Raw genomic sequence first — 24,912 nt, 5'->3', positions numbered from 1 at the left:
CTTCTTCGTTCCCCAAATACCCATCCGCCCCGGTGCAACCCATGCTGACGGTCGAGGATCTGGACGTCTGGTTCGGCCATCCGCCCGAGCGCGTCGATGCGGTGAAATCCGCCAGCTTCGCCGTCCGGCCGGGCGAAAGCTTCGGCCTCGTCGGCGAAAGCGGCTCGGGCAAGTCCACGATCCTGCGCGCCATCGCCGGGCTTGTCGACAGCTGGTCGGGCCGCATCGAGGTCGCGGGCGAAGCCGTCGCCGGCCGCCGCCGCTCGCGCGGCTTCCACAAGACCGTGCAGATGGTGTTCCAGGATCCCTATGCCAGCCTGCATCCGCGCCATTCCGTGGACCGGGTGCTGTCGGAAACCCTGCGCCTGCAGGGCATGGACCGGATCGACGCCCGCATCGCCCGGCTTCTGGACCAGGTCGGGCTGGGGCAGGGCTTCCGCTTCCGCTATCCGCACCAGCTGTCGGGCGGCCAGCGCCAGCGCGTCGCCATCGCCCGCGCGCTCGCCGCCGAGCCCAGGCTCCTCTTGCTCGACGAGCCGACCTCGGCGCTCGATGTCAGCGTGCAGGCCGAGATCCTGAACCTGCTTGCCGACATCCGGGCCGAGCGGCGGCTGAGCTATGTCCTGGTCAGCCACGACCTGGCGGTGGTGGCGCATATGTGCGACCGGCTGGCGGTGATGCGCGCGGGCCGGATCGTCGAGGAAATGGACGCCGCCAGCCTGCGCGCGGGCGCGGCGCAGGGCGATTACGCCCGCGCGCTGATCGCCGCCAGCGCCGGCTATGTCCGCGAAGCCTAGCACTACTTTGGCAGAAGTCTGTTGAGCATTTTTCGCCACTTCCTACGGCAGTGGGGACAGTTGGGCGGCGGCTGACTGAGCTGGATCAAGATCGTCTGTCTGATAGCTGGTAGGCTCGGTTGCGGCGGGGCAGCTGGGGCCCTGTTTTTTCCGACCCGCTGCCTTCAGGCGTCGGGCTTGCAGGAAGGCGAACGCGATCATGGTCATGAGCGCATGTCGGTGCAGGCCCTGCCATGATCGGCCCTCGAAGTGGTCAAGGCCCAACTCTTCCTTGAGCTGCTGATGGGCTTGCTCACAGACCCAACGGGCCTTGATGGCCCCGGCCAGTTTCTTGAGCGGTGTGTCGGCCGGCAGGTTGCTGAGGTCGTATTTGCGCTCGCCGGTGGAACGGTGCTCGCCGACCAGCCAGACCTCCTCGCCGGGCAGATGCTGCTGGCCAAGATTGCCAATGCGCTGCGGCGGTCCGCAGGCCAACGCGGACGCGCATGGCAGCGAACCGGGCTGAGAGCTTGCCTTTCGTGCCGCGCCGCCAACTCACGGCCTGCCCCTTCGCATTCTCAAGTATCCTGCGCCGGACGAGATGGGACATCGGGGACATGGTTCTTACGCGGTCGCCCGCGCCCGGCGACCGGGAAGATCAGGGTAACGTTGGCCGAGTAGAGCTTCTGCTTGTGAGGGATGCCCACGGCCCAGATCAGTCCACGCTCGGTGAGCGCCTGCCGGAACGGGCCAGACAGGCCATAGCCGGCGTCGGCCAGGATGCCGCCAAAGCACGCACCTGCGCTGCGCACACGGTCGATCTCGGCCAATGCGATCTCCGGCTTGGTACGGTAGGTGCGCGCCTCGTCAGGAACCTTTGCCCGATCCATGCGCGCCGTATCACTGGTCCAGCTCTCGGGCAGAAACAGCCGAAGCCCGATCATCACGGGCACTTCGCCTGATGCCAGCGTCACCGACACAAGGGTCTGGCAGTTGGCGTTCTTGCCGAGCGCCGACGCGTACTGCGGTGCTACCCCAACTGAGGCACGCCCCTTCTTGGGTAACGCGGTATCATCAATAATCAGCCAAGCATCGCTGCCACCAACCAAGGCGTCTGCCTGCTGGCACAGTTCCTTCTCCAGCGGCGCGCTGGCCCACAGCGCGGCACCAATAAAATGATGACGTTGGTCATAACCAATCCCGGGCGAACGCATCGCCATGGGCTGCACGCTCTTGCGATCGCCAGGACCAATCAGCCCCTCAACGCAAGCCGGACACATCCGCGCCCGGCGCCGGTCGCCCAATGTTGCCACAAAGGGACGAAGCCACTCCGTCAGATCGTCCCGTCGATCATCCGCCATCGCCAGCCTCCACAAGCTGGCACTCTATGAATCACCGCAAGTGACTCTTGGGAATCCTGAAAATGCACTTCTGCCAAAGTAGTGCTAGACCGCCACGCCGAAGATCTTGCCGATGCCGGCGGTGGCTGCCAGCGCCAGGGTTCCGCCCGCCGTCACCCGCAGCACCGCCCGGCCGGGCGGGGCGCCGCCGGCCCAGGCCCCCAGCGCGCCCAGCGTCCCCAGTGCGACCAGCACCGCGACCAGCACGCTGGCGACGACCTGGCCGCCGGGCGCGAACACCGCCGCCAAGAGCGGCACCGACGCCGCGGTGCTGAAGGTCGCGGCCGAGGCCAGCGCCGCTTGCAGCGGGTTCGCGTTCGACGCCTCGCTGAGCCCCAGCTCGTCGCGGACATGGGCGGCCAGCGCATCATGCTCGGTCACTTCGCGCGCGGCCTGCAGGGCGGTGCCGGGGCTCATGCCGCGCGTTTCGTAGATGGCGGCCAGCTCGTGCAGCTCCGCCTCGGGCATCTCGCGCAGGGCCGTGCGTTCGCGGGCGATGTCGGCGCGCTCGGTATCCGATTGCGAACTGACCGAGACATATTCGCCCATGGCCATGGACATTGCCCCCGCGACCAGCCCGGCAAGCCCGGCGATCAGGATCGCCTCGCGTCCCGGATCGGCCGCGGCGACCCCGGTGATCAGCGCGCCGGTCGAGACGATGCCGTCGTTCGCCCCCAGCACCGAGGCGCGCAGCCAGCCCAGGCGGCTGACGTAATGCGGATCGTCGGGATGGGCGCTGGGTTGCTTGCTCATGGCTGGCCTCGGCTGCTGCATCGCGGGCAGATTAACCGGCCCCGCCGGATTTGCCAGCCTTGCGTCCCGCGCCCGGCGCCGTCACGCTGCGGCCAGGCGAATCCCGCCGGACGGAGGCGACATGCTCCACGACCCGATCCTGCCGCCGCCGCGCAACCTCATCGGCGGCGCCTGGCGGCCGGCCGCCTCGGGGCGCGAGATGCCGATGATCTCGCCCCTCGATGGCCGGCCCTTCGCCGCCATCGCCGATTCCGGCCCCGAGGACGTGGATGCCGCGATCCGCGCCGCCCGCACCGCCTTCGAGGGCGACTGGGGCCGCCTGACCGCCGCCGAGCGCGGCCGGCTGATGCTGCGCCTTGCCCTGCGCATCGAGGCCGAGGCAGAGATGCTGGCGCAGCTGGAAACCCGCGACAACGGCAAGCCCATCGCCCAGTCCCGCGCCGACATGGCGGCGCTGGCGCGCTATTTCGAATATTACGGCGGCGCGGCCGACAAGCTGCATGGCGAGGTGATCCCCTTCCTGAACGGCCATGACGCCATCAGCCTGCGCGAGCCGCATGGCGTCACCGGCCATATCATCCCCTGGAACTATCCGGTGCAGATCTTCGGCCGCTCGGTCGGCGCGGCGCTGGCCATGGGCAATGCCACCGTGACCAAGCCGGCCGAGGATGCCTGCCTGACCATCCTGCGCCTGGGCGCGCTTGCGGCCGAGACCGACTTTCCACCCGGTGCGATCAATATCGTCACCGGGCGCGGCGCGGTCGCCGGGCGGGCGCTGTCCGAACATCCCGGCGTCGATTTCATCAGCTTCACCGGCTCGCCCCAGGTCGGCCAGGCCATCGGGATCGCTGCGGCGCGCAATCACATCCCCTGCACGCTGGAACTGGGTGGCAAGTCGCCGCAGATCGTCTTCGACGACGCCGACCTCGAGGCGGCCGCGCCGGTGATCGTGGGTGCCATCGTGCAGAACGGCGGCCAGACCTGCTCGGCCGGATCGCGCGTGCTGATCCAGCGCGGCATCTGGGACCGGCTGACCGCCATGCTGGCCGAACGCTTCCGCGCGGTCGAGGCGGGCCCGGCCGAGGGCGCGCTGCTGGGCCCGCTGATCTCGGCCCGGCAGAAGGCGCGGGTCGAAGGCTACATCGCCGGGGCCGCGGCGCCGCTGATCGCCCGCGGCGCCATTGCCGGGGACGCGCCGGCGGCGGGCTTCTACGTCGCGCCGGCGCTCTTCGGCCCGGTCGATCCGGCAAGCCCGCTGGCGCAGGAGGAAATCTTCGGCCCGGTGCTGGCCGCCATCCCCTTCGACACCGAGGCCGAGGCCGTGGCCATCGCCAACGGCACCGAATACGGGCTGGTCGCCGGCATCTGGACCCGCGACGGGGACCGCCAGGCGCGCATGGCCCGCGCCATGCGCTCCGGGCAGGTCTTCATCAATGCCTATGGCGCCGGGGGCGGGATCGAGCTGCCCTTCGGCGGGCTGCGCAGATCCGGCCACGGGCGCGAAAAGGGCTTCGCCGCGCTTTACGAATTCTCGCGGCTGAAGACCGTGGTTCATCGTTTCGCATAAAGGGAGGGAAAGATCATGCGGCTGCAAGGCAAGACGGCATTGGTGACGGGCGGCGCCTCGGGCTTCGGGCGCGGCATCGCCGAAACCTTCGCGCGCGAGGGGGCGCGGGTGGCGGTGCTGGACATCGACGGCGAAGGCGCGGCGGCGGTGGCCGAAGGGATCGACGGGCTTGCGCTGGCCTGCGATGTGAGCCGGGGCGACCAGGTCCGCGCGGCGGTGGACAAGGCGCGCGAAGCCTTCGGCGCCCTCGACATCGTGGTCAACAACGCCGGCTGGACCACGCCGAACGGCCCGCTTCTGGACACCGACGAGGCGGCGTTCCGCAAGATCTACGACATCAACGTGCTGTCGATCTTTCACATGACCCATGCAGTGCTGCCGCATTGGCGGACGCGCGGGCAGGGGGTGATGATCAACGTCAGCTCGACCGCCGGCATCCGGCCGCGGCCGGGGCTGAGCTGGTACAATTCCTCGAAGGGCGCGGTGAACACCCTGACCCGCAGCCTGGCGGCGGAACTGGCGCCCGAGGGCATCCGCGTGAACGCCATTGCCCCGGTCATGGGCGAGACCGGGATGCTGGAGCGCTTCATGGGCTGCGAGGACACGCCCGAGAACCGCGCCCGCTTCCTTTCGACCATCCCGCTGGGCCGGCTGTCGAAGCCGCGCGACATCGCCAATGCGGCGCTTTACCTGGCCTCGGACGAGGCCGATTTCATCACCGGCGTCATCCTCGAGGTCGATGGCGGGCGGACGGTCTAGCCCGTCACGCCCTGTGCCCGCCGCGTGGCCACGCTGCGCCACAGGAAGGCCAGCACGAACAGCGCCGTCAGCACCAGCACGATGGTCGGTGCCGGCGCGCTGTTCAGCCAGAAGCTGGCCCAGACCCCGCTGGCCGCCCCGAATGCCGCGACGCCGACCGAGGTGGCCAGCATGGCGGACAGCCGGCGCGTCAGCAGGAAGGCCACCGCCCCCGGCGCGATCAGCAGCGCGACGGCCAGGATGATGCCGACCGAGCTGAGCATGGCGACCACCGTGGCCGAGATCATGGCGAGCAGCCCGTAGTTCAGCAGGTTGAACGCCAGCCCCGACACCCGCGCCTGCACCGGGTCGAAGGCCAGGAGCGCGAAATCGCGCCATTTCAGCACCAGCACCAGCCCGACCATGGCCGAGATGCCGCCGGCAAGGCGCAGATCCTCGGGGCCGACGCCCAGCATGTTGCCAAACAGGATATGGTCCAGGTGCAGGTCGGTCTGGATCGCGGTGTAAAGCACCACCCCCAGCCCGAACATGCCCGACATGACCACGCCCAGCACGGTGTCGGCCTTGACGCGGCTGTTGTCCTGGATCCAGCCGGTCAGGGCCGCGCAGCCCAGGCCCGCCAGGAAGGCGCCAAGGATCAGCGGCAGGCCCGCGACATAGGCCAGCACTACGCCGGGCAGCACGGCATGGCTGACCGCATCGCCCATCAGCGACCAGCCCTTGAGCACCAGAAAGCAGGACAAAAGCCCCGCCGGCAGCGCGATCATCAGCCCGATCAGCGCCGCATCGCGCATGAAGGGGAAGGAAAAGGGCATCAGCAGCCAGTCCATCACGCGGCCTCCTTCAGCGCGTCGCGGGCGCGGCGGCGGGCGGCCAGAAGCCCGTGCTTCGGCGCCAGCAGGAAGGCGGCCAGGAAGATCAGCGTCTGCAGGCAGACGATCACCCCCCCGGTCGCGCCGTCGAGGAAGAACGAGACATAGGCGCCAATGGCCGAGGTGAGCGAGCCGATCGCCACCGACAGCAGGATCAGCCGCGGAAAGCGGTCGGTCAGCAGATAGGCGGTGGCGCCCGGCGTCACCACCAGCGCCACCACCAGGAAGGCGCCGACGGTCTGCATCGCCGCCACGGTCGAGGCCGAGAGCAGGGTGAAGAACAGCACCTTCAGCGCCTGCGGGTTCAGCCCGATGGTGCGGGCATGGCTTTCGTCGAAGAACACCACCATCAGGTCGCGCCATTTCGCTGCCAGCACCAGCGCCGAGATGCCGCCGATGAGCGCCAGCTGCAGCGTGTCGCCGGGCGTGATCGCCAGGATGTTGCCCATGGTGATGGTCTGCACGGAAACCGCCATCGGGTTGAGCGAGACCATGAACAGCCCCAGCCCGAAGAAGCCGGTGAAGATCAGGCCGATGATCGCATCCTCGCGCAGGCCCGTGCGCTTGTTCAGAAACAGCATGGTCAGCGCCGCGAGCCCGCCCGACAGGAACGCCCCCAGCGCGAAGGGCAGGCCCAGCATGTAGGCCCCGGCGACGCCCGGCACGATGGAATGGGACAGCGCGTCGCCGATCAGCGACCAGCCCTTGAGCATCAGATAGGCCGACAGGAAGGCGCAGACCCCGCCGACCAGCGCCGAGACCCAGATCGCGTCGGTCATGTAGCTGTATTCGAAGGGCACCAGCAGCGTGCGGATCATTTCGGCGCCGCCTCTTCGCGGGCGCTGCGCTGCTTGTCGTCGTAAAAGACCAGCGGGCGCTCGTCGTCCGACAGCACGGTCAGGCCGCGCGGGTCGTCGTCGTCGTGCAGGTGCCGCGGCCCCAGCACGAAATGGCGCAGCACGCCGCCGAAGGCCAGCCGCAGGTTGTCGGGGGTGAATACCTCGGCCGTGGGGCCATGGGCCAGCACCGTGTTCTTCATCAGCACCACCCGGTCGCAATATTCCGGCACCGAGCCGAGGTCGTGGGTCGAGACCAGCATGACCCGCCCCTCGTCCCGCATTTCCTGCAACAGCGCGATGATGGCGGATTCGGTCTTGACGTCCACGCCGGTAAAGGGCTCGTCGAGCAGGATCACCCAGGCACCCTGCGCCAGGGCGCGGGCCAGGAAGACGCGCTTCTTCTGGCCGCCCGAAAGCTCGCCGATCTGGCGGTGGCGGAAGTCCTGCATGTTCACCCGCGCCAGCGCCTCGTCCACGGTGCGGCGATCCTCGGGCCGGGCGCGGCGCAGAAAGCCCATATGGCCGTAGCGGCCCATCATCACCACGTCCTCGACCAGCACCGGAAAGGACCAGTCCACCTCCTCGGCCTGGGGCACATAGGCGATCAGGTTGCGGCGCAGCGCCTGCGGCACGGTCAGGCCCAGCACCCGCACCTTGCCGGCGGCGGCCGGAACAAAGCCCATCAGCGCCTTGAACAGCGTGGACTTGCCCGAGCCGTTCACCCCCACCAGCGCCGTGACCGAGCCCTGCGGCACGGTGAAACTCGCGTCGCGCAGGGCGGTGAAGCCGTTGCGATAGGCCACGGTCAGGCCGGATACCTCGATGCCCAGGGTGTCACGCATCGCTCAGCGCCTCGACGATGGTTTCCGAGGTCACGCGCAGCAGGTCCAGGTAGGTCGGCACCGGCCCGCCGGCCTCGGACAGGCTGTCGACGTAAAGCACGCCGCCATAGCGCGCCCCGGTCTCGGCCGCGATCTGCCTGGCCGGGCGGTCCGAGACGGTGCTTTCTGAAAACACCACCGGGATCTTGTGCTGCCTGATCGCATCGACCACGCGGCGCACCTGCTGGGGCGTGCCCTGCGCATCGGCGTTGATCGGCCACAGGAACAGCTCGCGCAGGCCGAAATCCCGCGCCAGATAGGAAAACGCCCCCTCCGACGTCACCAGCCAGCGCCGCTCCTCGGGCAGGGCGCGGGCGGCGTCGCGCAGCGGGCCGATGGTGCGGGCGATCTCGCCCTTGTAGCGGCCGGCATTGGCGCGATAGCTGCCCTCGCCCTCGGGGTCGACCTGGGACAGGGCGGCGGCGATGTTGTCGACATAGAACAGCGCCGTGTCCAGCGCCATCCAGGCATGCGGGTTGGGCTTGCCGTCGTAATGCCCGCCCGAGATCGGCATCGGCTCGATCCCCTCGGTCAGCGTGGCCGAGGGCAGGTCGCCCAGGTTGCGCAGGAACTGTTCGAACCACAGTTCCAGGTTCATCCCGTTGCGCAGGACCAGGCTGGCGTCGCGGGCGCCGATCAGGTCGCTGGGGGTGGGTTCGTAATTGTGGATCTCGGCCCCCGGCTTGGTGATCGAGACCACCTCGGCCCGGTCCCCGGCCACGTTGCGCGCCATGTCGGCGATGATGGTGAAGGTGGTCGCCACCTTGAACTTGCCGCCCTGCGCCAGTGCCGGGGCGGAAAGGATGGCGGGAGCGGCCAGCCCGGCAAGGGCCGTGGTCAGGAATGTTCTGCGCTTCATGGTCCGATTCTTGTTCCCGTGGGCCTGGTTCTGTTGCCGTTTATCTGCGAACGATTCTCAACTGTCAAGCCAGTTGCAATTTCTTCGCATCTGGGCCAGAAAACCGCATGGAGATCGAAACCCGCGCCGAAGCCTTCGAGGCCGCGCTGCGCCGTGCCGGCGTGCGCATCACCCGCCAGCGGGCGGCGCTGTTGCGCGTGCTGGCCGGGGCCGAGGATCACCCGGACGCGACGCAGCTGCACCAGCGCGCCATGGCGGCGGGGGCGGGGGTGTCGCTGGCGACGGTCTACCGCACGCTCTCGGCGCTCGAGGCGCAGGGCGTGATCCAGAAGCTGGAGTTCGAGGGCGAACCGGCGCGGTTCGAGCCCGCCGACGGCAGCCACCACGACCACATGATCGACGTCGAGACCGGCGAGGTCATGGAATTCGTCAACGAGCGCATCGAGCGCCTGCAAGCCGAGATCGCCGCCGAGATGGGCTATGAGATCGTCCGCCACCGGCTGGAGCTTTACGTCCGGCGGCGGAGATGAGCCTGGCGGTCTTCGACAAGATCATCTCGGACCGCGGCTCGCGCTATGCGGTGGCGGGCGGGCCGGCCAGGACGCGCGCCGAGGCCGAGGCGCTGCTGGCCGAGCTGCGCCGCAACAAGCGTTTCGCCAAGGCGACCCACAACAGCTGGGCCGCGATCCTGTCGGGCGAGGCGGTGCGCGACGACGACGGCGAAAGCGGCGCCGGCCAGATCATCCTGCAGATGCTGGAGCGGGCCGGGCTGACCGACCATGTGGTGATCGTGACGCGCTGGTATGGCGGCAAGCACCTGGGCGGCGACCGCTTTCGCCATGTCGTCGATGCGGTGCGGCACTATCTGGCGCAGGTGGGGCGCTAGTCCTCGCCCTTCACGGCATGGGCTTGCAGCAGTTCCAGCGGCACGATCTCCAGCGTGCGGGCATGGGTGGCCTCCAGCACCACCTCGGGCGCGGCGAATTCCTGCGCGGCCTGCAGGAAGCGCGCGGCGCAAAGGCACCAGCGGTCGCCCGGCTTCAGCCCCGGAAAGCGGAACTCGGGCCGCGGCGTGCTGAGGTCGTTGCCCAGGTATTTCGACAGCGCCAGGAACTCGGCCGTCACCACGACGCAGACCGTGTGCCGGCCGCGATCCTCGGGGCCGGTATTGCAGCAGCCGTCGCGGAAAAATCCGGTCAGCGGCGCGGTCGAGCAGGGCGCAAGCTTGCCGCCAAGGACGTTGAGCGCGGGGTCCATGTCAGGTCTCCTTCGGCTGCCAGTCGATCCAGCGGGCATGGAAATCCGCCCGGCCGAGGCTCCATTGCCGCATCCCGCCGCCGGCCCAGAGCCGCAGGGCCAGCGCCGCGCCCTCGCCGCCGTCGGCCTCCATCGATAGATGCGCCAGGGGGCGCTCGGGGCTGGCCTGCGCGCCGGCGGCCTGCAGCGCGGCCTCGATCCGCGCGCGCGTGGCGGCGGGAAAATATTGCGCCGCAACGGTGTGATAGACAAGCCTGCCATGGTTGCAAGGTTCGGCCAGCCGGGCCGGCAGCCAGTCGCCCGCATCGCCGCGATCCACCCGCGGCGGATGGCTCCGGGCCAGGGCCAGCGCCGCCTGCATCCGCTCCAGCCGCGCGTGCTGGTCCGCCCAGATATAGGACAGAAGCCGCAGCCCGTCCCGCACCGGATCGAGCGGGTTCAGGTCCACCCCCCGCGCCGCGCCGGTCGCCAGCAGAGCATGGGCCGGGACCGCGCCGCGCCATTCCGGGGCAAGCCGGACAAGCGTCGCATTGTCTCCAATAGTCCGGTATTCATCGCCTATATCAAGATGATATAGAGGAAAGTTCAGGTTCAGTCCAGCACTCGCCCCCAGCTCCAGCAAGTCAAAGCGGCATCCGGGAAGCTCGCCGGCCAAGTGCCGGCCCGCAGCGATCAGCACCGCGGCGCGGGCGACCTCATTGGTCTGCGGCGCAAGCTCGAGCCATTCCAGCATATGCGGCTGATGCTGATGAATTGCTTCGGAAATCTTCTGGCGAAGCCATGCATCATCGCCCCCGGCATAGGCCCGCGCCAATTCCGGGTCGCGCCCGCTCAGCACCAGCGCATGCAGCGCCCCGCAAAGCCGCAGCGGCAGCGAATCGCCGCGGTGGCTGGGATCGCCGGGCCAGGTTCGCACCCGCCGCGCCAGCGCGCCGTCGCCCTCGGCCAGGACCGGCGCCAGCTGCTCGCAGACCCGGGCCGTCAGCGGCGAGCCGAGCGTGCGGCAGGCGCCCGCCTGCAAGGCGAAGGCCTCGCGCCAGGCCGTCACCGGAACCGCTCGGTCAGCGCCCTGAGCCGGTCGGAGAGGCTGGGCGGCTCGGCGGCGAGGTCGTTGGCGGGTTTCGCCGCGGGCCTTTCCGGCGATCCCTTGCGGGGGTTCTCGGCGCGGGTGCCGCTGTTGCGCGCCGGCGCCACCCGCGCCGCGACTGCGTTCATGAACCGCGCATCGTCCCCCGCCGCCAGCGCCTCCGCCCCCTCCGAGATGCCGCGCAAGAGGTCGTCCAGCCCGGCCTCTTCGGCCTTGGCGAAATCCGACAGCACATAGCCCGACACGCGGTTCTTGTCGCCGGGATGGCCGATGCCGATGCGCAGCCGGCGATAGCCCTCGCCGATATGCTGGTGCAGCGAGCGCAGTCCGTTGTGCCCGGCATGGCCGCCGCCGGTCTTAAGCCGCAGCTTGCCGGGGGCGAGGTCCAGCTCGTCATGCAGCACGGTCACGTCCTCGGGCCCGAGCTTCAGGTAGCGCATCGCCTCGCCGACCGACTGGCCCGACAGGTTCATGAAGGTTCCGGGCTTGAGCAGGGTGACGCGCGTGCCCCCCAGCCGCCCCTCGGCGATCTCGCCCTGGAAACGCGCGCGCCAGGGGGCAAAGCCGTGGTCGGCGGCGATGCGATCGACCGCCATGAAGCCCACATTGTGCCGGTTCGCGGCGTATTTCGCGCCCGGATTGCCCAGGCCGACGATCAGTTTCATGCGTTTCTCCGTCGCTCGGGCGCCAGATTACCGGCCCGGCCGGTCAGGGGCAAATTTTATCGCTCTCTTGTCCTCGGGGCCCGGCGTTACTAAGACTCTGTCAACCTTTCGCGTCTAAGAGCGGTCGAACGGGACAGGGGCCTTGGGACGAATCGCGAAACGGACAGGCCAGGCAGGGACAAAAGCAAGGACAGACATGCACGATCCGGCAGAATTCTACATGAACACCCTCGTCCCCATGGTCGTCGAACAGACCAGCCGGGGCGAACGTGCCTATGACATCTTCTCGCGCCTGCTGAAGGAAAGGATCATCTTCCTGTCCGGCCCGGTGCATGACGGCATGGCGACGCTGATCTCGGCGCAGCTGCTGTTTCTCGAGGCGGAAAACCCGACCAAGGACATCAGCATGTATATCAACAGCCCCGGCGGGCTGGTGACGGCGGGCCTGTCGATCTATGACACAATGCAATACATCAAGCCGCGCGTCTCGACGCTGGTGGTGGGGCAGGCGGCCTCGATGGGCTCGCTGCTGCTGTGCGCAGGCCAGCCGGGGCAGCGCTTCTCGCTGCCGAACAGCCGCATCATGGTCCACCAGCCCTCGGGCGGCTTCCAGGGCCAGGCGACCGACATCCTGATCCATGCGCGCGAGACCGAAAAGCTCAAGCGGCGCCTGAACGAGATCTATGTCCAGCACACCGGCCGCACGCTGGAAGAGGTCGAGGAGGCGCTGGAGCGCGACCGCTTCATGTCGCCGCAGGAGGCGAAGGATTGGGGCCTCATCGACGAGATCCTGACGGCGCGCGGCAAGGCCGAGCCGGGCCAGTGATCACGGCTGCGGGAAGCTGGCGGGGCAGGCGTTTTGGGGATTGTGACGGGCCGGGGGGGCTCGTAACATGATGGGCAACGCATGGCGTGGCCTGGCCACGTCCGGAACAGGCGGTCGTCCGGCGCTTTTGCCGGGCCTCCGGTGCTATACGAGGATGAACTGATGGCCAATCCGACCGGCGGCGACAGCAAGAACACGCTCTATTGCAGCTTCTGCGGCAAGAGCCAGCATGAGGTGCGCAAGCTGATTGCCGGTCCGACCGTGTTCATCTGCGATGAATGCGTCGAACTCTGCATGGACATCATCCGCGAGGAGACCAAGTCCTCGGCGCTGAAATCCGGCGACGGCGTGCCGACCCCGCGCGAGATCTGCAACGTGCTGGACGATTACGTGATCGGCCAGGAACATGCCAAGCGCGTGCTGTCGGTGGCCGTCCACAACCACTACAAGCGGCTGAACCACAGCTCCAAGACCGACATCGAGCTGGCCAAGTCGAACATCCTGCTGATCGGCCCGACCGGCTGCGGCAAGACGCTGCTGGCGCAGACGCTGGCGCGCATCCTGGACGTGCCCTTCACCATGGCCGACGCCACCACGCTGACCGAGGCCGGCTATGTCGGCGAGGATGTCGAGAACATCATCCTCAAGCTCCTGCAGGCCAGCGAATACAACGTCGAGCGGGCGCAGCGCGGCATCGTCTATATCGATGAGGTCGACAAGATCACCCGCAAGTCCGACAATCCCTCGATCACTCGCGACGTCTCGGGCGAGGGGGTGCAGCAGGCGCTGCTGAAGATCATGGAGGGCACGGTCGCCTCGGTGCCGCCGCAAGGCGGGCGCAAGCATCCGCAGCAGGAATTCCTGCAGGTGGACACGACCAATATCCTCTTCATCTGCGGCGGTGCCTTTGCCGGGCTGGACCGGATCATCGCGCAGCGCAACAAGGGCACGGCGATGGGCTTCGGCGCCAACGTCAAGGAGGACGACGACAAGGGCGTGGGCGAGTTGTTCAAGCAGCTCGAGCCCGAGGACCTGCTGAAATTCGGCCTGATCCCGGAATTCGTCGGCCGCCTGCCGGTCATCGCCACGCTGGGCGACCTTGACGAACAGGCGCTGATCACCATCCTGACCCAGCCCAAGAACGCGCTGGTCAAGCAGTATCAGCGGCTCTTCGACCTCGAGGGCGTGAAGCTGACCTTCACCGAGGACGCGCTGGTCGCCATCGCCCGCCGCGCCATCAAGCGCAAGACCGGCGCGCGGGGCCTGCGCTCGATCATGGAGGACATCCTGCTGGACACCATGTTCGACCTGCCCGGCATGAGCAGCGTCGAGGAGGTGGTGGTCAACGAGGAGGCGGTGGACAATCCCGCAGCCAAGCCTTTGCTGATCCACACCGATTCGAAAAAGGAAACCGCGACCGCGGGCTAGGCCCGCATCGCATAGGGGCTCGGCCGGCCGCCTTGGCGGCTGCCGATCCCGCGCCGCGGCGGGTCGGTCGGCGTGGTGCAGGCGGGGCCATGGGCGCCGCCTTTTTCGTTTACCCCTCCGCGCGCGTCCATCCGCACGGAGAACGTCTCTGTCCGGCGGGCCGCAATGGTTTGTCGGCGCGTAAGGTTTCCGGCCGCGCTCGGATCGGCTTGTCCCCGTGCGGGCTCCGCCGGGGTGAACCGCATCCAGCTGCTGGCCTGCGACTACGGCTTGCCCCTGCGCGGGCTCCGCCGGATTTCCGGCCCAACGCTATCGCGCGGCTGCGGCGCATCATCTGCCTGATCGCCTTCGGGCTGCTGTTCCTGGGAATGCTTTCAGTCATCCTGGGGATGGCAGTTCTATTGGTGCAGCAGATCGTCAATCTGGGCCGACTGACGCTTCTGGGCTTGCTCTCCAGGCCCCAGTCAAGAGCCGAGACTCTCCATATAAGCCCCCCGACCAGGAGCAATGAGAAACCCTCCCGAGAGCAACTCGGGAGGGGGATCTCATCCCGACCTGGATCTTGGGGAAACTGGGGTGCGCTGTCCGTGGGGGGTTTCCCGGATCGCCACATCGGCCTCGGTCAGGTTCTCGGAAATGGTCGAGAACTCGCCAGCATTCAGCAGGGGAGCGATGGAAAGCCGGGCATTGGCCTCCTCCAGCGCCCTGATCCCGCCGCGATGAGCCGGCCCACCATCCGCCCCCCGGCCGCGTCGATTTGCCTTGTCCGGGCACGGCTGCGGCCAAGCGTCTCTGGACCTTCGCCGCAACTTGCGGCATATCTCGGCCACACCCGATTGATGAGGTTCGCACCCATGTCGTTTCTGCTGCGCTTTCTGACCTGGTGGAACAGCCAGACCCTGAACACCCAGGTCTGGACCAAGCTTTACGGCGAAAAGGTCGGCGAGGACGATCAGGGCAATGTCTATTACCAGTCCGGCGGCGGCAAGCGGCGCTGGGTGATCTATAACGGCGAGGCCGAGGCAAGCCGCATCTCGCCCGAATGGCACGGCTGGCTGCATCACACCTACAAGGAGCCGCCGACCGCGGCCCCGCTGCCGCACAAGACCTGGGAAAAGCCGCATGAGCCGAACCTGACCGGGACGCCTGGCGCCTATCACCCGGCGGGCTCGCTCTATCGTGCGCAGCCGGTCGAGCGGCGCGACTACGACGCCTGGCAGCCCGAGTAGGCGCATGAACACCGCCGCCGAACGGGCCGAGCTTTGGGTTGGCGCGGCGGTCCTGGCCGTGGCGGCCGGCTTCCTGGCCTGGTCCACCGCCGGCGGCAGGCTGGGGGCGCAGCTGGCGGGCGGCTATGAGCTGCGCGCGGCCTTTCCCAACGTGGACGGCATCGAGGTCGGCACCGATGTCCGCGTCGCCGGCGTCAGGGTGGGGCGGGTCTCGGCGGTTGACCTGAACCCGCAGACCTATTTCGCCGAGGCGCGGCTGCGCCTGCCCGACGGCATCCGCCTGCCCAGCGACAGCGCGGCGCTGATCCAGTCGGACGGGCTGCTGGGCGGCGCCTATATCGAATTGCAGCCGGGCGGCGCGCCCGACAACCTGGCGCCGGGCGACGAGATCGAGGATGTGCAGGGCGCGGTCAGCCTGATCTCGCTGATGATGAAATTCGTGGATGCGCAAAGCACGGACGACAGCCCATGACCGATCTTCTGACCCGCGCCTGCCTGTGCCTGCTGCTGGCCGCCAGCCCCGTCTTCGCCCAGGACGAGGAGCCGGCCGAGGACCAGCAGCTGATGATCGACCCGGCCTTCAGCGACGATCCCGATGCGGTGGTCCCCGTCGAGCCCTCGGCGGCCGAGCGGCAGCGCGCCGCCGAAGCCGCCCGCGGCCCCGAGACGGCGCGCGGCACCGGCGCGCAGCTGCGCGGCCTCGACAAGATCACCGGCCGGACGCAGGATTTTACCCTGGCCGTGGGCGAGTCGATCGCCTTTGGCCGGCTTCAGTTGAGCCTGGCGGAATGCCGCTATCCGGCGGCGGACCCGACCTCGGACGCCTATGCCGAGCTGACGATCACCGACCATCAGGCCAATGCCCGGCTGTTTGCGGGCTGGATGATCGCCTCGTCCCCGGCGCTCTCGGCGCTGGACGATCCGCGCTATGACGTCTGGGTGATTTCCTGCAACAGGGCCTGAACGCCGGGCAGGGCATGGGTAGTCAGGTCGGCCCGGACCTTTAGCGCGACCGCCAGCCGCCGGCGATATTCAAGGCGCGGGATGGCCTGGCCACCCATCGAGGCGAGATGCGGGTTCGGATATTGCGTGTCCCACAGCGTGAATCCGCAGCGCGCCAGATGCGAGGACATCCAGATCAGCGCCGCCTTGGAGGCATTGGGCCGGTGCGAGAACATGCTTTCGGCAAAGAAGGCCCCGCCCAGCGTCAGGCCGAACATGCCGCCGATCAGCGCGTCGCCGGCCCGGATCTCCAGCGAATGGGCGTGGCCCATGCGGAACAGATCGCGGTAAAGCGCCATCAGCGGGGCATTGATCCAGGTTTCCGCGCGATCGGCGCAGCCCTGGACCACGCCGACGAAATCGCAGTCGAGGGTCGCATGCCAGCCGCAATGGCGCAGCACGCGCCGCATCGAGCGCGAGACATGCACCCCGCCCACCGGCAGGATGCCGCGCAGCCCCGGCTCGAACCAGTAAAGCTGGGGATCCGAGGCGGATTGCGCCATCGGAAACACCCCCTGGGCATAGGCGGCCAGCATCCGTTCGGCAGTCAGGCCCCTGCTGCTCATGCAGGGACCGCCGGTCGTGCCGCCTGCCGCATCGCTCAGGCGCTGACGGCCATCTCGGCCAGCCAGCGTTCCAGCCAGTGGATCGAGTAATCGCCGCGCTGGATGTCGGGATTCTCGATCAGCGCCCGGAACAGCGGCACGGTGGTGTCGATCCCGTCCACGATCAGCTCGCCCAGGGCGCGGTTCAGCCGTGCCAGCGCCTCGGGGCGGTCGCGGCCATGCACGATCAGCTTGCCGATCAGGCTGTCGTAATAGGGCGGGATGCGGTAGCCGTCATAGATCGCCGAATCCATCCGCACGCCCAGCCCCCCCGGCGCGTGATATTGCGAGATGGTGCCGGGCGAGGGGGTGAAGTTCGGCAGCTTCTCGGCATTGATCCGCACCTCGATGGCATGGCCGCGGATCTGAAGGTCTTCCTGGCGGAACTCCATCTCTTCGCCGGCGGCGACCAGGATCTGCTGGCGCACCAGGTCGACGCCGAAGATCGCCTCGGTCACAGGATGCTCGACCTGGAGGCGGGTGTTCATCTCGATGAAGTAGAACTCGCCGTCCTCGAACAGGAACTCGATGGTGCCTGCGCCGCGATAGCCGATCTTGGCCATGGCATTGGCGCAGATGCCGCCGATGCGGGCGCGCTGCTCGGCGGTGATGACCGGGCCGGGCGCTTCCTCGAAGACCTTCTGGTGGCGGCGCTGCAGCGAACAGTCGCGCTCGCCCAGATGCACGGCGCGGCCGCGGCCGTCGCCAAAGACCTGCACCTCGATATGGCGCGGGCGCTGCAGGTATTTCTCGATATAGACCTCGTCGTTGCCGAAGGCGGCCTTGGCCTCGGCGCGGGCGGTGCGGAAGGCGGTCTCCAGCCCGGCTTCGTCATTGGCGACCTTCATGCCGCGCCCGCCGCCACCGGCGGTGGCCTTGATGATGACCGGATAGCCGATCTGCGCCGCCACCTGCTTGGCCGCGGCCACGTCCGCCACGCCACCGTCCGAGCCGGGCACCACCGGGATGCCCAGCGACTTCGCCGTCTCCTTGGCGGTGATCTTGTCGCCCATGATGCGGATATGCTCGGCCGAAGGGCCGATGAAGGTGATGCCGTGATCCTCGACCATCTGCACGAAGGCGGCGTTTTCCGACAGGAAGCCATAGCCGGGATGCACCGCCTGCGCACCGGTGATCTCGCAGGCCGAGATGATGGCGGGTTGCGACAGGTAGCTGTCGGTCGAGGGCGGCGGGCCGATGCAGACGGATTCGTCGGCCATGCGCACATGCATCGCATCGGTATCGGCGGTGGAATGCACGGCGACCGAGGCGATGCCCATTTCGCGGCAGGCGCGGATCACGCGCAGCGCGATCTCGCCGCGGTTGGCGATCAGGATCTTGTCGAACATCCGCGCCTCACTCGACGACCATCAGGGGCGCGCCGAACTCGACCGGGCTGCCGTCGTCGACGAGGATGCGCTTGACCGTGCCCGAGCGGGGCGAGGGGATGTGGTTCATCGTCTTCATCGCCTCGACGATCATCAGCGTCTCGCCTTCCTTGACCTGCTGGCCGATGGCGACGAAGGGCGTGGCGCCGGGCTCGGGCGCCAGGTAGGCGGTGCCGACCATGGGCGAGGTCACGACGCCGGGCAGGCTGGCCGGATCCTCGCTGGCGGGGGCTGCGGCCGCGGCCGGGGCGGCGGCGGGGGCCATCGCCGCGGGGGCGGCGAAGGCGGCCGGCATGGCTTGCGGCGCGGCTTGTTTCTGGTGCTTGGACAGGCTGACGGTCAGCCGGTCGTTTTCGTCATATTCGCGCTTGACGGTCAGTTCGGTCAATTCGTTGCGATCGAGCAGTTCGGCCAGCGCCTGGATGAAGGCGACATCGCCCTCGTGATGGCGCTTGTCTTGACCAGCGTGTTTGGAATCGTCGCTCATGCCGTCCTCTGGATGTCGTTGTCGGGGCCCGCGTTCTGATTGCGCGGCGGATTTGGGCGTCCTTATAGACCGTCGGGCAACCCAAGGGAAAGGGATTCGCCGCCTAGCCCCTGCGTTTCCAGCGCCGATGGACCCAGAACCACTGCTCCATATGGTCGCGGACCAGCCGCTCCAGATCGTCGTTCAGCGCCTGCATCATGGTCGGGGCGTCGCTGTGGGGGATGGGCGCGCCGACCTCGACGCGAAAGCTCAGCCCGTCGGGCTGGCGCACCCCGGCGATGGGCAGGATCAGCGCATCATAGCGCAGCGCCAGTTCCGCCGGGGTCAGCACCGTCCTGGTCGGCAGGCCGAAAAAGCGCAGCTCGGCGCCGTGGACGTCGAACTGGTCGAAGCCCAGCGACAGCCAGCCCCCACCCTTGAGAAAGCGCAGCATCGCCGCAAGCCCGGCGCGGCCGCGCGGGAACATCGGCTCGGCGATGGCGCGCATGGCGGGGATGTAATGGCGGTTGAACGCCTCGTTGTTCATCGGCCGGTAAAGCGCGCCGACCGGCCAGCCGCGCCCGGCAAGCGCCGCGCGCATGGCGTCGTAATTGCCGAAATGCGCCACGGCCAGGATCACCGGCCGGCCCGCCTGCGCGGCCTGTTCCAGCGCCGGCAGGCCGGGGCCGGCCAGCGGGTCGGCGGCATGGATGCGGTCGGTGAACTCGGAGCCGGAATAGATCTCGGCCAGCGAGCGGCCGGCGTTGTCGGGCACCGCGCGGGTCAGGCGGCGGACCTCGGCCGCGGAAAGGTCGGGACGCGCCATGGCCAGGTTGGCGCGGATGCGCCGGCGCCAGCCCGCCAGCGGGCCAAGCAGATGGGCAAAGAACCAGCCCATCGCGGGCACGCGCCGCCGATAGGGCAGGATGCGCGCCAGCCCCATGACGGCCAGGAAGGCGCCATTGGCGATGCGGTCGCGCAGCGGGGCGGGCTCCTGGGTCTCGGTGTCGGTCTCGGTCATTGCGGCCCCGTTCCGGCGGCCCGGTTCATCGCGCGGGCCTCGCGCATCCAGACATACAGGCCCGCGGCCACGATGATCAACGCGCCGATGAGGGTCCAGAGGTCGGGCAGGGTGCCCCAGAACAGCCAGCCCCAGAGCCCTGCCCAGACCAGCCCGGTATAGCCGAAGGGGGCGATGGCCGCCGCCTCGGCCAGCGAGAAGGCGCGGATCAGCAGCGCCTGCGCCGCCGTGCCGAGCCCGCCGAGCAGCAGGAAGGCCCAGAGGTCGCCGGCCGCGATGGGCTGCCAGACGAAGGGCACGGCGAGCGAGGAGAGGACCGTGCCGACCAGCGCCGACCACAGGATCGAGGTCGCGGTGGAATCGCTTCTCGCCATGCGGGTCAGGATGGCGCCGGCGGCATAGGTGAAGGCCGCGGTGAGCGCCAGCAGCGCCGCGGGATGGAAGACGCCGGCGCCGGGGCGGATGATGAGCATGGCGCCGCAGAAGGCGGCGAGGATGCCGAGGATGCGGCGGATGCCGATGGATTCGCCCAAAAAGACGGCCGCGCCCAGCGTGATCAGCACCGGGTTGAGGTCCATGATCGCCGTCGCCTCGGCCAGGCCGATGAATTGCAGCGCGCTGAAGAACAGCAGGCCCGAGCCGAATTGCGTCACGCCGCGGAAGAACTGCACCGCCGGGCGCCGGGTGGCGAGGGCAGGGCGCAGCCGCGGCGCAAAGATGACCGCGACGATGGCCAGGTTGGTGACGAAGCGCACCCAGACCACCTGCACCGGGTGGTAGAGCGTCGAGAGATGCTTGCCGGTGGCATCCATCAGCGTGAACAGGAAAATCGCCAGCAGCAGGAGCAGGATGCCGCGCAATTGCGCCGAGCGCGCCGGATCGCCCGCGGGCGCGAGGATCGGCGGCAAGGCGCCGGGGCTGGGTTCGGGCGGTGTCATGGCATGTCCCTCTTGTTCCCGCTTATGCCCGTGGGCGGCGGCGGGGTCCATGGGGGCGGAGCGGGTGCCTGCCCGCGCCGTCGCATGGGTATTTGGGGAACGAAGAAGCCGGGCGGGGATTCGAGGGGACCAGGCTTCGGGGCCGGGATTGGGCAGGCCGCGCCTTGGGAGCGCGGCCCGGATGGGTCAGCCGAGCAGGCGGCGGGCCTCGGCGATGGTCGCCTCGGCGGTGATGCCGAATTCCTTGTAGAGCGTGGGCGCCGGGGCCGAGGCGCCGAAGCCGGTCATGCCGATGAAGCCCGAGGTTTCCTCGCGCCCGCGCTCGCCCAAGAGCAGCCAGTCCCAGGGCTGGCGCACGGCGGCCTCGATGGCGATGCGCACGGTGCCGGCGGGCAGGACCTGCCGGCGGTATTCGGCGTCCTGGTCGCGGAAAAGCTCCATCGACGGGACCGAGACCACGCGGGTCGGCACGCCCTCGGCCTCGAGCGCATCGCGGGCGGCGACGGCGATTTCCACCTCGGAGCCCGAGGCCATCAGGATCACCCTGGGCTCGGCGCTGGCCTCGCGCAGGACATAGGCGCCCCTGGCCGAGAGGTTCTCGGACCCCGCATCCTCGCGCAGCAGCGGCAGGTTCTGGCGCGACAGCGCCATGACGGTCGGGGTCGATTCGCTCGACAGCGCGATTTCCCAGGCCTCGGCGGTCTCGATCAGGTCGCAGGGGCGCAGGGTCAGCGTGTTGGGCGTGGCGCGGCAGATCGCCAGGTGCTCGACCGGCTGGTGGGTCGGGCCGTCCTCGCCCAGGCCGATGCTGTCATGGGTCATGACATAGGTCACCGGCAGGCCCATCAGCGCCGAAAGCCGCATGGCGCCGCGGGCGTAATCGGTGAAGCACATGAAGGTGCCGCCATAGGGGCGGAAGCCGCCGTGCAGCCAGATGCCGTTCATCGCCGCCGCCATGCCATGTTCGCGGATGCCGTAGTGGATATAGCGGCCCTGGCGGTTTTCCGGCGTGAAGATGCCCAGATCCTTGGTCTTGGTGTTGTTCGAGCCGGTCAGGTCGGCCGAGCCGCCCAGCGTCTCGGGCAGTTCGGGGTTCACCACCTCCAGCACCATCTCGCTGGCCTTGCGGGTCGCGACCTTGGGCTTGCTGGCCAGCGCCTGCTGCTTGAGCGCGGCGATGGTGGGGGCAAGCCGCTCGCTGGTGCCGCCCGAGATGCGGCGGGCGAATTCGTCGCGGTTTTCCGCCGCATCGACGCGGGCGGCCCAGGCTTCGCGTTCCGCCCGGCCCTTGGCGCCGATGGCGCGCCAGTCGGCCAGGATGTCATCGGGCACGGTGAAGGCGGCGGCATCCCAGCCCAGCGCCTCGCGCGCGGCGGCGATCTCGGCCGCGCCGAGCGCCGAGCCATGCACGCCCGAGCTGTCCTGCTTGTTGGGCGCACCGAAGCCGATGATGGTCTTGCAGGCGACCAGGACCGGGCGGTCGTCCTTGCCGCTGGCCGCATCGGCCAGGGCGCGGGCGATGTCGGCCGGGTCGTGGCCGTCGCAGCTGAGCGTGCGCCAGCCCGAGGCCTCGAAGCGCTTCAGCTGGTCGGTCGAATCCGACAGCGACACGCGGCCATCGATGGTGATGTCGTTGTTGTCCCAAAGGACGATCAGGTTCTTCAGCTTCTGGTGGCCGGCCAGGCCGATCGCCTCCTGGCTGATGCCTTCCATCAGGCAGCCGTCGCCGGCGATGACCCAGGTCTTGTGGTTGCACAGGCCCTCGCCGAACTGGGCGCGCATCGCCTCTTCGGCGATGGCGAAGCCGACGGCGGTGGCGATGCCCTGGCCCAGCGGGCCGGTCGTCGTCTCGATCCCCTCGGCATGGCCGTATTCGGGATGGCCGGCGGTGATCGCGCCCCATTGGCGGAAGTTGCGGATCTGGTCGATCGACATCTGCTCGTAGCCGGTCAGGTGGAGCAGCGAATAGATCAGCATCGAGCCATGGCCCGCCGACAGCACGAAGCGGTCGCGGTCGAACCAGTTCGGCGCGGCGGCGTCGAATTTCAGGTGGTCGCGGAACAGGACCGTGGCGACGTCGGCCATGCCCATCGGCATGCCGGGGTGGCCCGAGTTCGCCGCCTCGACGGCGTCCATGGAAAGGGCGCGGATCGCGGTGGCGAGGCGCCAGTGGGCGGGATCGGCCTTGCGGCGGGCGGCGATGTCCATATCGGGATTCCGTGCTGTTGTATGGCGGCACGTCCTGATAGGCAGGAGGGCGCGCGGTTGCAAGCCGCAAGGGGAACGGAGGGGCGGTTTCGCATGACAAAGCATCACGCCATCATCGGTTTCCGGCAGGACCGGATCGGCGCGCGGCTGATCTGCCTGCTCAATGTTATGCGGATTGCGCGCAAGTTCGGGGTCTCGGGGCGCTATCTGTGGCTGTCCCAGCCCGGCGGCCCCTATCCCGAGCTGGCCGATCCGCGCGATTTCCTGGATCCCGGCTTCGTGGCCGCGCATATCGACGTGGTCGGGCGCGCGCCCGACCGCGCGGGCCTGCGCAACCTGCCCGCAGTCGCGCCGGGCATGAGCCGCGCCGGCTTTGCCCGGACCCTGGCCGAGGGGCGGCGCTATGAGTGCGACAGCATGGCCGAGATCCTGCGCTTCATGGACGAACCCGAGGCCGAGGCGGCGGCCGGCCTGCGCGCCGTGGCCGCCGATCTGGCCCTGTCCCCGCGGCTGGCGCGGGCGCTGGCGGATGCGCGGCGCATCCTCGAGCGCGCGGGCGGCGGCCGGCCGCTAGCGATCCATGTCCGGCGCGGCGACATCCTGGACGGCGATCCCTGGTCCTATTCCTCCTGGGCGTCGAAATATGTGCCCGACGAGTTCTTCCGCGCCTTCGTCGCCGCGGTGGAGGGGCCGGTGATCGCCTTTTCCGACACGCCGGCCGCGGTCGAGCATCTGCGGCAGGGCGATCCGCGCATCCTCTCGGTGCAGGAGTTGCTGGACCCCGGCGCGCTGACCCCGGCCGAGCGCGACCTGCTGGAACTGCTGCTGATGGCCGGTTGCGCCCAGGTGGGCGCGCCCAGCCACAGCGCCTTTTCGCGCGCGGCGGCGATGGTGGGGGAATGCCGGATCGTGACCCTGCCGGGGGCGCTTCCCGCCGATCTGCAGGCTTCGGCCCATGATGCGCTGCTGGAGCGGGTGCTGTCGCGGCCGGAGAGTTTCCTTGCGCCCGGCGATCTGGCGCAAAGCATAAGCTATGCCGCCGGCCATGCCCGGCGCCGCGGCCGAGGCGCGGAGCTGGTCGATGCCTTGGTCGGGAACCGCGCGCTGCTGGAGCGTTTTCCCTTTCTTTATCGCGAGCTTGCGGTGGCGGCCTGGTCGGCGGGCCGGGCGCAGAAGGCGCGGCGGCTGGCCTTGCAGGGGCTGGAGGCGCCGCTGATACGCAACCGCGACAAGCCGCAATGCCGGCAGGTGCTGCTGGTCACGGGCGGGCAGGGCGGGAATGCGGATGGCGCCGCGCCCGCACCGGACGCGGCCTTCGTGGACATGATCCTTGCCGGGCGCTCGGCCGAGGGGCCGATCATGCCCGCCCTGGCGCATCGGCTGATGCGCGAGGGCGGCGCGGCCAGCCGGGCGCTCGGCTTCGCCCCCGAACTGCTGGCGACCTATGCCCAGCCCGACCCGGAACGCGGCAAGGGCCGGATCCTGCCGCTTTGGCTGTTGCGAATCGACTGGTCGGAGTTCATCCGCGATCCGGGCCCGCAGCGCGAGCTGCTGGTCTGGCCCGACCTGTGGCGCAAGCTGGGCCCCGGCGCCGAGGCGCTGGCCCCGGTCGAGGCGGCGCTGGCCAGGGGCGAGCAGCCGCCGCTTGCCGAGGGGGACGCGGCCTGGCTGGGCTTTTGCGCCTCGGTGCTGCGGCTGCATGGCCGGCTGAACCGGGCGCTGGCGCTGCTGCACTGGCTGGATGCGGCGCGGCCGGGCCGGATGCTGACCTGCAAGCGGCTGGCCGATGTCTGCTTTGCCGCCGGCAATCGCAAGGCCGGGCAGCGCTGGCTGGATGCGGCGCTGGCGCTGGCGCCGGACCAGCCGCTGCTGCGCCTATCGGCCGCGCTGCGCGCCGCCGAGGCCCAGGACGCCCCGCGGGCCGAGGCGCATCTGCGCGCCGCCCAGGCGGCTTGGCCGGAACTGGGCCTGACCCAGACCCTGCGCCGCACAATGCGCCGGCAGATGCAGGCCGGCGCGCTTGCGGATGCCGCATCCTGCGCGGCGCAGGCCGGCTGATCACGCGATCGTCATAAAGCATTTGCCA

General features: G+C 69.1%; 25 protein-coding genes and 1 pseudogene. 11 read left to right on the top strand and 15 right to left on the bottom strand.

Annotated elements, in window-relative coordinates:
- Positions 1 to 41: 41 nt before the first annotated feature.
- Positions 42 to 797 carry an ABC transporter ATP-binding protein gene (locus tag FE811_RS01485; RefSeq protein ID WP_072462451.1) on the top strand — a complete coding sequence of 252 codons (756 nt, stop codon included), beginning with the start codon at positions 42 to 44 and terminating at the stop codon, positions 795 to 797.
- Positions 798 to 839: 42 nt separating this feature from the next.
- Here the strand turns inward: FE811_RS01485 and FE811_RS01480 are convergent.
- Both FE811_RS01480 and FE811_RS01475 read right to left on the bottom strand, forming a co-directional pair.
- Positions 840 to 2,137 (bottom strand): annotated as a pseudogene (locus FE811_RS01480) (IS701 family transposase).
- Between the two features lie 84 nt (positions 2,138 to 2,221).
- Positions 2,222 to 2,929, bottom strand: a complete 708-nt coding sequence (locus tag FE811_RS01475) for a VIT family protein (RefSeq protein ID WP_036759830.1) — start codon at positions 2,927 to 2,929, stop codon at positions 2,222 to 2,224.
- A 121-nt stretch (positions 2,930 to 3,050) separates the two neighbouring features.
- Here FE811_RS01475 and FE811_RS01470 point away from each other — a divergent pair, with 121 nt between their 5' ends.
- Entirely contained in the window at positions 3,051 to 4,496 is a 1,446-nt protein-coding gene (locus tag FE811_RS01470) for an aldehyde dehydrogenase family protein (RefSeq protein WP_140846484.1), read from the top strand.
- A 15-nt stretch (positions 4,497 to 4,511) separates the two neighbouring features.
- Complete coding sequence (locus FE811_RS01465) at positions 4,512 to 5,255, top strand: SDR family oxidoreductase (protein WP_116220937.1); 744 nt, start codon at positions 4,512 to 4,514, stop codon at positions 5,253 to 5,255.
- Here FE811_RS01465 and FE811_RS01460 read toward each other — a convergent pair.
- The 4 genes from FE811_RS01460 to FE811_RS01445 are packed head-to-tail and all read right to left on the bottom strand — an operon-like array spanning position 5,252 to position 8,706.
- Positions 5,252 to 6,085: a metal ABC transporter permease gene (locus tag FE811_RS01460; protein WP_072462448.1), complete on the bottom strand. Its 834-nt coding sequence runs from the start codon at positions 6,083 to 6,085 to the stop codon at positions 5,252 to 5,254. The genes FE811_RS01465 and FE811_RS01460 overlap by 4 nt on opposite strands.
- Positions 6,085 to 6,945, bottom strand: a complete 861-nt coding sequence (locus FE811_RS01455; protein ID WP_036759834.1) for a metal ABC transporter permease — start codon at positions 6,943 to 6,945, stop codon at positions 6,085 to 6,087. Before FE811_RS01455 ends, FE811_RS01460 begins: the two co-directional genes overlap by 1 nt.
- Positions 6,942 to 7,808, bottom strand: coding sequence for a manganese/iron ABC transporter ATP-binding protein (locus tag FE811_RS01450; RefSeq protein ID WP_116220938.1), 867 nt, complete (start codon positions 7,806 to 7,808; stop codon positions 6,942 to 6,944). Before FE811_RS01450 ends, FE811_RS01455 begins: the two co-directional genes overlap by 4 nt.
- On the bottom strand, positions 7,801 to 8,706 hold the full coding sequence (locus FE811_RS01445; RefSeq protein ID WP_116220939.1) for a metal ABC transporter substrate-binding protein: 906 nt from the start codon (positions 8,704 to 8,706) through the stop codon (positions 7,801 to 7,803). The genes FE811_RS01450 and FE811_RS01445 overlap by 8 nt, the downstream gene beginning before the upstream one ends.
- Positions 8,707 to 8,813: 107 nt before the next feature.
- On the opposite strand from FE811_RS01445, the gene FE811_RS01440 reads away from it, so the two are divergent.
- Positions 8,814 to 9,236, top strand: coding sequence for a Fur family transcriptional regulator (locus tag FE811_RS01440; RefSeq protein WP_072462445.1), 423 nt, complete (start codon positions 8,814 to 8,816; stop codon positions 9,234 to 9,236).
- A complete protein-coding gene (locus FE811_RS01435) occupies positions 9,233 to 9,592 on the top strand; it encodes a YigZ family protein (protein ID WP_140846483.1) in 360 nt (119 codons plus the stop codon). The genes FE811_RS01440 and FE811_RS01435 overlap by 4 nt, the downstream gene beginning before the upstream one ends.
- Here the strand turns inward: FE811_RS01435 and FE811_RS01430 are convergent.
- The 3 genes from FE811_RS01430 to pth are packed head-to-tail and all read right to left on the bottom strand — an operon-like array spanning position 9,589 to position 11,715.
- The gene (locus tag FE811_RS01430) at positions 9,589 to 9,963 is read right to left on the bottom strand and encodes a DUF2237 family protein (RefSeq protein ID WP_072462444.1); all 375 of its coding nucleotides are present in this window, start codon (positions 9,961 to 9,963) and stop codon (positions 9,589 to 9,591) included. The two genes, FE811_RS01435 and FE811_RS01430, sit on opposite strands and share 4 nt — an antisense overlap.
- Position 9,964: 1 nt before the next feature.
- Positions 9,965 to 11,011, bottom strand: a complete 1,047-nt coding sequence (locus tag FE811_RS01425; protein ID WP_116220940.1) for a DUF2332 domain-containing protein — start codon at positions 11,009 to 11,011, stop codon at positions 9,965 to 9,967.
- Positions 11,008 to 11,715 carry an aminoacyl-tRNA hydrolase gene (pth, locus tag FE811_RS01420; protein ID WP_116220941.1) on the bottom strand — a complete coding sequence of 236 codons (708 nt, stop codon included), beginning with the start codon at positions 11,713 to 11,715 and terminating at the stop codon, positions 11,008 to 11,010. Before pth ends, FE811_RS01425 begins: the two co-directional genes overlap by 4 nt.
- Before the next feature lie 196 nt (positions 11,716 to 11,911).
- On the opposite strand from pth, the gene FE811_RS01415 reads away from it, so the two are divergent.
- From FE811_RS01415 to FE811_RS01395, 5 genes are all read left to right on the top strand, one after another.
- Positions 11,912 to 12,541 carry an ATP-dependent Clp protease proteolytic subunit gene (locus FE811_RS01415; RefSeq protein WP_036759845.1) on the top strand — a complete coding sequence of 210 codons (630 nt, stop codon included), beginning with the start codon at positions 11,912 to 11,914 and terminating at the stop codon, positions 12,539 to 12,541.
- Positions 12,542 to 12,703: 162 nt separating this feature from the next.
- Positions 12,704 to 13,969: an ATP-dependent Clp protease ATP-binding subunit ClpX gene (clpX, locus tag FE811_RS01410; protein WP_036759847.1), complete on the top strand. Its 1,266-nt coding sequence runs from the start codon at positions 12,704 to 12,706 to the stop codon at positions 13,967 to 13,969.
- A gap of 854 nt (positions 13,970 to 14,823) precedes the next feature.
- On the top strand, positions 14,824 to 15,198 hold the full coding sequence (locus FE811_RS01405) for an NADH:ubiquinone oxidoreductase subunit NDUFA12 (RefSeq protein ID WP_036759849.1): 375 nt from the start codon (positions 14,824 to 14,826) through the stop codon (positions 15,196 to 15,198).
- A gap of 4 nt (positions 15,199 to 15,202) precedes the next feature.
- Positions 15,203 to 15,670, top strand: a complete 468-nt coding sequence (gene mlaD / locus FE811_RS01400) for an outer membrane lipid asymmetry maintenance protein MlaD (RefSeq protein ID WP_072462441.1) — start codon at positions 15,203 to 15,205, stop codon at positions 15,668 to 15,670.
- Positions 15,667 to 16,161 carry a DUF2155 domain-containing protein gene (locus tag FE811_RS01395; protein ID WP_116220942.1) on the top strand — a complete coding sequence of 165 codons (495 nt, stop codon included), beginning with the start codon at positions 15,667 to 15,669 and terminating at the stop codon, positions 16,159 to 16,161. Before mlaD ends, FE811_RS01395 begins: the two co-directional genes overlap by 4 nt.
- Here the strand turns inward: FE811_RS01395 and aat are convergent.
- The 6 genes from aat to tkt all read right to left on the bottom strand — a co-directional run bounded on the left by aat (position 16,125) and on the right by tkt (position 22,826).
- Positions 16,125 to 16,766 (bottom strand): leucyl/phenylalanyl-tRNA--protein transferase, encoded by a 642-nt coding sequence (aat, locus tag FE811_RS01390; protein ID WP_116220943.1) that lies wholly within the window; start codon positions 16,764 to 16,766, stop codon positions 16,125 to 16,127. The genes FE811_RS01395 and aat overlap by 37 nt on opposite strands.
- Positions 16,767 to 16,801: 35 nt before the next feature.
- A complete protein-coding gene (gene accC, locus FE811_RS01385) occupies positions 16,802 to 18,154 on the bottom strand; it encodes an acetyl-CoA carboxylase biotin carboxylase subunit (RefSeq protein WP_036759858.1) in 1,353 nt (450 codons plus the stop codon).
- A 7-nt stretch (positions 18,155 to 18,161) separates the two neighbouring features.
- A complete protein-coding gene (gene accB / locus FE811_RS01380) occupies positions 18,162 to 18,680 on the bottom strand; it encodes an acetyl-CoA carboxylase biotin carboxyl carrier protein (protein ID WP_072462438.1) in 519 nt (172 codons plus the stop codon).
- Between the two features lie 103 nt (positions 18,681 to 18,783).
- The gene (locus tag FE811_RS01375) at positions 18,784 to 19,680 is read right to left on the bottom strand and encodes a lysophospholipid acyltransferase family protein (RefSeq protein WP_116220944.1); all 897 of its coding nucleotides are present in this window, start codon (positions 19,678 to 19,680) and stop codon (positions 18,784 to 18,786) included.
- A complete protein-coding gene (locus tag FE811_RS01370; RefSeq protein ID WP_116221687.1) occupies positions 19,677 to 20,618 on the bottom strand; it encodes a DMT family transporter in 942 nt (313 codons plus the stop codon). Before FE811_RS01370 ends, FE811_RS01375 begins: the two co-directional genes overlap by 4 nt.
- 186 nt (positions 20,619 to 20,804) lie before the next feature.
- Positions 20,805 to 22,826 carry a transketolase gene (tkt, locus tag FE811_RS01365; RefSeq protein ID WP_036757953.1) on the bottom strand — a complete coding sequence of 674 codons (2,022 nt, stop codon included), beginning with the start codon at positions 22,824 to 22,826 and terminating at the stop codon, positions 20,805 to 20,807.
- Positions 22,827 to 22,919: 93 nt separating this feature from the next.
- On the opposite strand from tkt, the gene FE811_RS01360 reads away from it, so the two are divergent.
- Positions 22,920 to 24,884 (top strand): hypothetical protein, encoded by a 1,965-nt coding sequence (locus tag FE811_RS01360; RefSeq protein ID WP_116220945.1) that lies wholly within the window; start codon positions 22,920 to 22,922, stop codon positions 24,882 to 24,884.
- Positions 24,885 to 24,912: the final 28 nt, after the last annotated feature.

Origin of the sequence: Paracoccus sp. FO-3 (assembly GCF_006386455.1) — a bacterium.
In the GTDB taxonomy this organism is placed as follows: domain Bacteria; phylum Pseudomonadota; class Alphaproteobacteria; order Rhodobacterales; family Rhodobacteraceae; genus Paracoccus; species Paracoccus versutus.
This window is presented reverse-complemented; position numbering and strand designations above follow the sequence as displayed.